At 43.2% G+C, this 6,816-nt stretch carries 8 protein-coding genes, 1 pseudogene and 1 riboswitch; of the genes and pseudogenes, 5 read left to right on the forward strand and 4 right to left on the reverse strand.

Annotated elements, in window-relative coordinates; all coding sequences use genetic code 11:
* Window positions 1-540, reverse strand: a pseudogene (locus B4K20_RS13780) (phosphomethylpyrimidine synthase ThiC); the annotation flags it as partial.
* Window positions 541-641: 101 nt separating this feature from the next.
* Window positions 642-747, reverse strand: a riboswitch (TPP riboswitch).
* Between the two features lie 93 nt (window positions 748-840).
* On the opposite strand from B4K20_RS13780, the gene B4K20_RS13785 reads away from it, so the two are divergent.
* The gene (locus B4K20_RS13785; RefSeq protein ID WP_289283323.1) at window positions 841-1,395 is read left to right on the forward strand and encodes a Smr/MutS family protein; all 555 of its coding nucleotides are present in this window, start codon (window positions 841-843) and stop codon (window positions 1,393-1,395) included.
* A gap of 37 nt (window positions 1,396-1,432) precedes the next feature.
* Window positions 1,433-2,032, forward strand: a complete 600-nt coding sequence (locus B4K20_RS13790) for a hypothetical protein (protein WP_289283324.1) — start codon at window positions 1,433-1,435, stop codon at window positions 2,030-2,032.
* An 11-nt stretch (window positions 2,033-2,043) separates the two neighbouring features.
* Here B4K20_RS13790 and B4K20_RS13795 read toward each other — a convergent pair whose 3' ends face one another.
* Complete coding sequence (locus B4K20_RS13795) at window positions 2,044-3,174, reverse strand: SPOR domain-containing protein (protein WP_289283325.1); 1,131 nt, start codon at window positions 3,172-3,174, stop codon at window positions 2,044-2,046.
* A gap of 110 nt (window positions 3,175-3,284) precedes the next feature.
* Here B4K20_RS13795 and B4K20_RS13800 point away from each other — a divergent pair, with 110 nt between their 5' ends.
* Together B4K20_RS13800 and murI are read left to right on the forward strand one after the other, a co-directional pair.
* Window positions 3,285-3,728, forward strand: coding sequence for a YiiD C-terminal domain-containing protein (locus tag B4K20_RS13800; protein WP_289283326.1), 444 nt, complete (start codon window positions 3,285-3,287; stop codon window positions 3,726-3,728).
* A gap of 73 nt (window positions 3,729-3,801) precedes the next feature.
* Window positions 3,802-4,587: a glutamate racemase gene (gene murI / locus B4K20_RS13805; protein WP_289283327.1), complete on the forward strand. Its 786-nt coding sequence runs from the start codon at window positions 3,802-3,804 to the stop codon at window positions 4,585-4,587.
* Window positions 4,588-4,597: 10 nt separating this feature from the next.
* Here murI and B4K20_RS13810 read toward each other — a convergent pair whose 3' ends face one another.
* Both B4K20_RS13810 and B4K20_RS13815 read right to left on the reverse strand, forming a co-directional pair.
* Window positions 4,598-5,074 carry a hypothetical protein gene (locus B4K20_RS13810; RefSeq protein ID WP_289283328.1) on the reverse strand — a complete coding sequence of 159 codons (477 nt, stop codon included), beginning with the start codon at window positions 5,072-5,074 and terminating at the stop codon, window positions 4,598-4,600.
* Window positions 5,075-5,193: 119 nt separating this feature from the next.
* Complete coding sequence (locus tag B4K20_RS13815) at window positions 5,194-6,276, reverse strand: AI-2E family transporter (RefSeq protein WP_289283329.1); 1,083 nt, start codon at window positions 6,274-6,276, stop codon at window positions 5,194-5,196.
* 124 nt (window positions 6,277-6,400) lie between these two features.
* On the opposite strand from B4K20_RS13815, the gene B4K20_RS13820 reads away from it, so the two are divergent.
* Window positions 6,401-6,816 (forward strand): DUF4336 domain-containing protein (locus B4K20_RS13820; RefSeq protein WP_289283330.1); only part of this gene is annotated, 416 nt, incomplete at its 3' end.

The following is a 6,816-nucleotide window of genomic DNA, read 5'->3' on the forward strand; positions in this document are numbered from 1 at the left end:
GTGTTCCATATTCTCAGGTAACTCACCACGCTGGGCTAACGCTTCACGGCCCATACTCTCACGAATGGCAATGTATTCCATTTCTGGTGTGATAATACCTTGGCGTGCGTAGTGCATTTGACTGACGTTTTTACCGGCTTTCGCTTTGCGTGGTAAGCGACGGTGATCGAATAATGGAATATCAAAGTCCTGAGCATCTTGCTCACGTGTGTAGGCTGAACTGAACTCGGCTAATTGTTCAGTATCATCACGCTCATCAATCCACGTTTGGCGAATGAGTGGCAATCCTTTTTCAATATCAATGCTTGCTTTGGGATCGGTGTATAAACCTGATGTGTCATATACGACAACAGGCTCGTTGGGAATAGCCGCCAATTCAGGATTGGCATTTGGTGTATCAGTCAAATGAATCTGACGAAATGGCACGAGCAAGTCGTCACGACTACCTTTGATGTAAAACTTCTCACTCCCCGCTAAAGGCTCAGTCGTAATGCCGCTACGGTCTTTAATGTTAATAACTTTATTGGATTGTGTAGACACGTCTCTTCCCCTAAATGAAAACCACGACGGGGAAGATGAGATCGTTGCGCGAAAGCGAACAAGAAAACAGACACCAATCGAAAATGGATCTCGAGTGCAAAACAGGTGTCCTGCTTGTTTCCTACGGAGGTTCTAGCCTCTTCAGGTTCAACGGGTTTCATCTCAGCCTTTCCGGATTATTCCGGTCGGGCACCCCGACAAGTGCTTCGCATGGTAAATCAAAAAGGATTTTTTACACAAGCCTCATCTGGCACAATGGTCTACTATTTTTTCTCCAAACACGCAGGCAGCATCAGGTTCATGGCCAATAAAAAAGACGACTCTGAAGAAGATGAATTTGCATTATTCCGAGAGGAAATGCGCGATGCCACCCGTATACGCCAAAACCGTCTGATTCATAACAAACCGAAACCGGCTGCTAAAGCCATTCGCCAAAAAATCATGGATGATGAATATCAGGGAGAAACCTTCTCAGATATGTTTTCTCCAGAGACGGTTGGTAATGAAGAATATCTTGAATACCGTGGTCCAGGAATTCAGCACAAACTGTTCGGCAAGTTACGTAATGGCAAAGTCCACATTGAAGCCGAATTAGACTTACACGGTATGACCATTGCGAAAGCGGAACCATCACTATCCGAGTTTCTGGAGTTTTGTCAGCAACAACAAATCCGCTGTGTACGCATCATCCACGGAAAAGGTTGGGGTTCGCGTGATAATAAACCCGTCTTAAAAAGCAAACTGAACCATTGGCTACGCCAAAGCGAGATTGTGCTTGCGTTCTGTAGTGCGACTGTCGACGATGGCGGCACGGGCGCGTTGTATGTTCTTCTGAAAAGGTTGTTTCAAGAATAAGTAAGCTAATAAGCCATACACAACAAAGGCATGAAAAATGGATTCATTGAGTACAGGCATCGGAAAAGTAGCACTTAGAACGGCTCTAGACAAAGTAATAAAAACTTATAGAAACAATAAGTTTGATAAATTAATTAAACGATTAGAGACAGGTGAAATAAATTTAACTGATCATGAACTCCAATCAGACGATTTTATTGCTTGTTTCATTAAAACCATTGATGCTATTGATAAAGCTATTTCAAAAGAAAAGGTAGCTATTTTAGAGAACTTGTTTATTAATGGCATCGAAACTCAAGTAATTCGAAATACACCCACGTTGTATGAAGAGACTCTTACTATCATTTCTGACTTATCTATTCGCGAAATAGAAATCCTATTCATTCTAAGTGAAGAGCTAAGCATCGAAGAAGCTCAAGAAGAATCAACCATTGTTCTTGAGCGTAATCAAAAAGCAAAAAAACGTATATGCCAACGCTATAATATTTCTGCTGTTTATACAGCGGCTTTGCTGCATCGACTAGAAAGAACAGGCTTGATTGTTGATGGCAATTTTATTGATGGTCCTGAGTATTTTATGTCTCCTCTCTACCAAGAAATCAAAAAATTAATCCACTATAAAATCTGGCAAAGTTAAATAAATCATCTTTATTTATCTGACTGACTGGAAACAACAAAACAAGGCTGCTTGTTCTGCTTAAGAAACTGGCATAGTTTTTTTGCCTCAGGCTTAGCTGCAAAATTACCCAGTTGTAGACGATAAAAATCTGGCTTAACAGTATCTTCAACGGGTTCGGTAATGGTGGTTTGGTATGTTTGCCCTCTCAAAGCAGCTTTGTTTGTTAGTTGGGCCAAGGCGATATTAACCTGTTCTCTAGACTTAAATGCCCCTACCTGCACACGATAAACAGTCACTGCTTGCGGTTTGTCATCAGACACCTTTTGTTCGGCTTTAACTTTATGAGTCTTTTCGGGCTTTTCGGTTGTGAGCGTCGTTAATTTGTCAGGCGCTGTTTGAACAGTAGATCGTGCCATTACTTCTGCCGTTGGCTGAACGACCTTAATGTCAGATTTTTCTGTGATTTCAGGTAATCCCGGTGGCGCATCGTTAATCGAATGATTGTCACGGTTAGTTAACATCAAAGCATTGGCTTTTTCGATCTGGCTAGCACTTAACTCATCTTTCAGTTGTGCCTGTTTCACAATAGCCTGAGGATGATTTTGTTGACTGGCCAGACTGAACCAGGAATAGGCAGCAACGTTATCCTGCCTGACACCATCGCCACTGAGTAGCATTTCACCCAGTTGGTATTGCGCATGAGCATCGCCTTTTCTGGCGGCTTTTTCAAACCATTGAAAGGCTTGTTCTTTTTGCTGTTTTATGACTGTTTTTGAGGTTTGTTTGTCTCTGAATGCCGCCGTCAACATATCTGCTTTGGCTAGCTCTTCAACCGTTAATCGGTTTCGTATTGCTAGTCGATCAATGGAGGCTTGTTTATGTTTCTTTTCACTGGCTAAGGTTAACCAGGAATAGGCAGCGGCATTGTCTTGTTTCACTCCCTGACCGTTTAATAACATAATGCCTAACATCCATTGCGCCTCAGCGATATTCTGCTCTGCCGCTTTATGCCATGCTTGATAAGCAGTATGAAAATCTCTGTTTTTATATGCCGCAATGCCATCCTGAACGTCGTCTGCAAAAGCAACGCCAGTATAAAACGCAAGTAGCAACAATACGCCAGAAATTGACCATCGTGTTCTTTGCAGAGATGTTTTCATTGTGATGTGAACCTTCTCAACGGGCTGCTGAATATGAGGGATAGCGTAAAGACTTTTTCAACTAGTGAGAAGACGTTATTATTCTGACAATCCATCCGAGCAGTGAAACGATGACACCTGAACAACTACAGCAGTACCTGTATCAACACATTCCTTTATCAGCAGCCATGCAGGTTTCTGTCACAACCTTGGCAGATGACCATGTCACACTCCAAGCCCCCCTGACGCCCAATGTTAACTACCATGAAACCGTATTCGGTGGCAGTGCCTCAACATTAGCCATCTTATCTGCATGGTCACTATTAAATACACGACTCCATAACGCCGGTCTGGACTGCACAGTAGTCATTCAACGAAACTCGATGGAATATGAAAAGCCAATAACGGGCGAGTTTACTGCGACTGCGTACATACCCCTCACTGAAAACTGGGAAAAGTTTTTACGTACTTTTGCACGAATGGGAAAAGCACGAATTACTGTGGTATCGACACTAAGACTTGAGACTGACCGTGTGGGTTTGTTTCAGGGTGAATTTGTGGCTCTGCAACGCTAACCATTAACACCATTTACGAATAGATCCAGTACAATCGTCGATTTTTTATTCTCTATAATAAACAGAACTCATCATGGCTGACGCAAGACCGATTGGTATATTTGACTCTGGTATCGGCGGCTTGCCTATTGCCAAACAGATTAGAGAACGCATGCCTAACGAGCATCTCATCTATTTGGCTGATACGCTGCATGCACCCTACGGTGAAAAAAGCGAAGCCTACATCCTCGAGCGTTCCGTCACGATTACCGAAGAGTTACTCAGTCGGCAAGTCAAGGCCATTGTAGTCGCTTGTAATACGGCGACACTGGTCAGTATTAAAACACTACGGGAACGTTATTCATTGCCGTTTATCGGCGTGGAGCCAGGGTTACGCCCAGCTGCAATGAATACAAAAACGGGCGTCATCGGTGTGTTAGCCACGGCAAAAACACTCACCAGTCAGTCATTCCATGATTTAGCTAAGCGCGTCGCAATGGGTGCTCGGATTGAAATTCAACCCTGCCCTGATCTGGTGATTTTAGTAGAAACATTAGCGTTAAGTTACCAGGACACATACAACACCATTCAACGTTATATACAGCCATTACTGGATAAAGGTGCCGATACACTCATCCTTGGTTGTACGCATTTCACTCATCTCAAAGCCGTTATACAACAGGTTGCCGGACGGAATATCACCATCATCAGCACGGAAGAGGCTGTCGCCCGTGAGGTCGATAGACGATTAACCATGGAGAATCTTCACGCTGAAGCATCTGATCTGGGCACGGTACTGATGTTAAGTAATAGCCATAAAACAGGTTTTGAAAAACAAGTGACAACGTTGTGGGGGCAAGCGGATATACAACTTTTTTAAAGGCTACAATTCATTCTGCAGATAATGTTAAGTCAGTGAAGACGTGATCAGCTGCTTGTCTCATAAACCCATCTTCTCTAAAGTTATCTACAAAACAAGCATTTAGCGTAACATCCTCATAAAGCCAATAGATATAGCCACTTTGTTCTACTCGACGACGCCAATTATATCGACACTGCACCCATCCCTCTTCCAATGCTGAAATCAGCCTGGGTGCAGACTGTGCTGTTTTATATGCCAATGTCCGCTCAGTCAGAGAAAAATGAAAGCGGTCAATATAAAAATCCTCAGTGTCTAAATGAAACTGAATACGCTTATGCTGCTCAGGCTCACCATGCATATCCAGCACAATGCGTTCATCCGCTAGTGTATTTGCTGAAGCAAGACACACCAAGGCTCTGTCAGGCTGATGCAAACGCTGTCGTTTATCAGCTTCACTGCGCTGACTTTTATCCCATTGTGTCAAGAAAGTTTGTACGATAAGCATATGATGATTACGCTTTAGATAAATCCATCTCAGTCAAATGCCCTTTTGTAGCCAACGCTGATGTTTTTGCTGCAATTACTGACAATTTTTCACCATCAACAAGCCCGGTTTGACAAGCGTTAGGGGCTTTTCTGTATTGGTGTGTCATGTAAGCTTCTTGGCCAGGCGGTTATCAGGGCTTTTAATAATGTTGCCAGTGGAATGGCAAAGAAAACACCCCACACACCCCATATTCCCCCAAAAAACAAAACGGCAAGAATGATAGAAACAGGATGCAAATTGACAGCTTCTGAAAATAAAACCGGCACTAACACATTGCCATCAAGCGCCTGAATAATACCGTAAGCAATCAATATGTAAGCAAACTGTTCGGTGAGCCCGAATTGAAAACCCGCTACCGCTGCAACAGGTAATGTAGCGACAGCAGCACCAATAAATGGAATTAACACAGAGAAGCCCACCAAGACAGCCAACAGTGCGGTGTATTGCAAGCCAAAGAATGAGAATGTCGCATAACTCACCGTACCAACAATCGCAATCTCGACCACTTTGCCACGCACATAATTAGCAATTTGATCATCCATTTCACTCCAGATGCGGTTCATCAGCCCACGTTTTTCCGGCATGAATGACAGTACAAATCCAACCAGTTTTTGCCGATCTTTCAGCATAAAGAAAACCAGAATAGGCACTAATACCAGATAGATAATCAAACCAATCACATTACCCAGCGAAGCAATAGACAAAGACACCGCCCTTTGCCCATAAACCGTGAATTGTTTTGCGGTACTGGAAATCCAGCTTTGAATTTCATCAGGTTTGATTAAATTAGGATAATGATAGTGAAGGTTGACAAGCCAGTCCTCACCATTGGACAACATTTTAGGCGTTTCCTGCACCAGGTTAACCAACTGATTCCACAACAATGGCATTAATAAAAAACCCAAAGCCAACATCAAACCGATAAACCCGAGGAAGACTATGGCTACCGCCACCATATTGGGTACACGCCTGTGGGTCAGCATATTCACGACCCCCTGTAACAGGAAAGCAATCACCAACGCCGTAAAAAATGGCGCCAACATCCCGCCCAACCAGATAACCACAGCAAAGCCCAGCACTAAAACAATGAGCAGAATAACGGCTTCTTCATCAGAGAAATAACGTTCTGTCCATTTGCGTAAAATTGATCGCAGTGTCATTGGTCGCTTTATCCTCAGCTATAATTGATTCGCAATAGCGATATTCTGTCACATCAGAACTTAACACGTTGAGAAGAAATCAGCGATGACATAGATATCGTTCATCTTGAACCATGGAGTAATTATGCACAGCCTGGGGAAGAATATAAGCTACATTGATGGTGATAGCGTCCGCTTTTATACCCTCCCATACACCACGCGAATGGTCGTCATTCGCTTAGCAGATGGTTCGCTATGGTTGCATAGTCCTATTCAATTCACGTCTGATTTAGCTAAACAAATAGATGCACTGGGTGAAGTACGTTATTTGGTTGCACCCAATAAATTACATCATTTATTTTTAAAAGACTGGCAACAGCATTATCCATCAGCCTTAGTATTTGGCACAGAACAAGTCTGCCAGAAACGCCCGGATATTCACTTCAATGGTGTACTTACTGCTGATTGGGTTCCACCATGGCGTGATGACATATCACAGCTCTTATTTACAGGCTCAAAGGTGATGCAGGAGTGTGTGTTTTTTCATCGCAGCAGCAGAAC

The organism is Methylophaga sp. UBA5088 (assembly GCF_002414625.1).
GTDB lineage: Bacteria > Pseudomonadota > Gammaproteobacteria > Nitrosococcales > Methylophagaceae > Methylophaga > Methylophaga marina.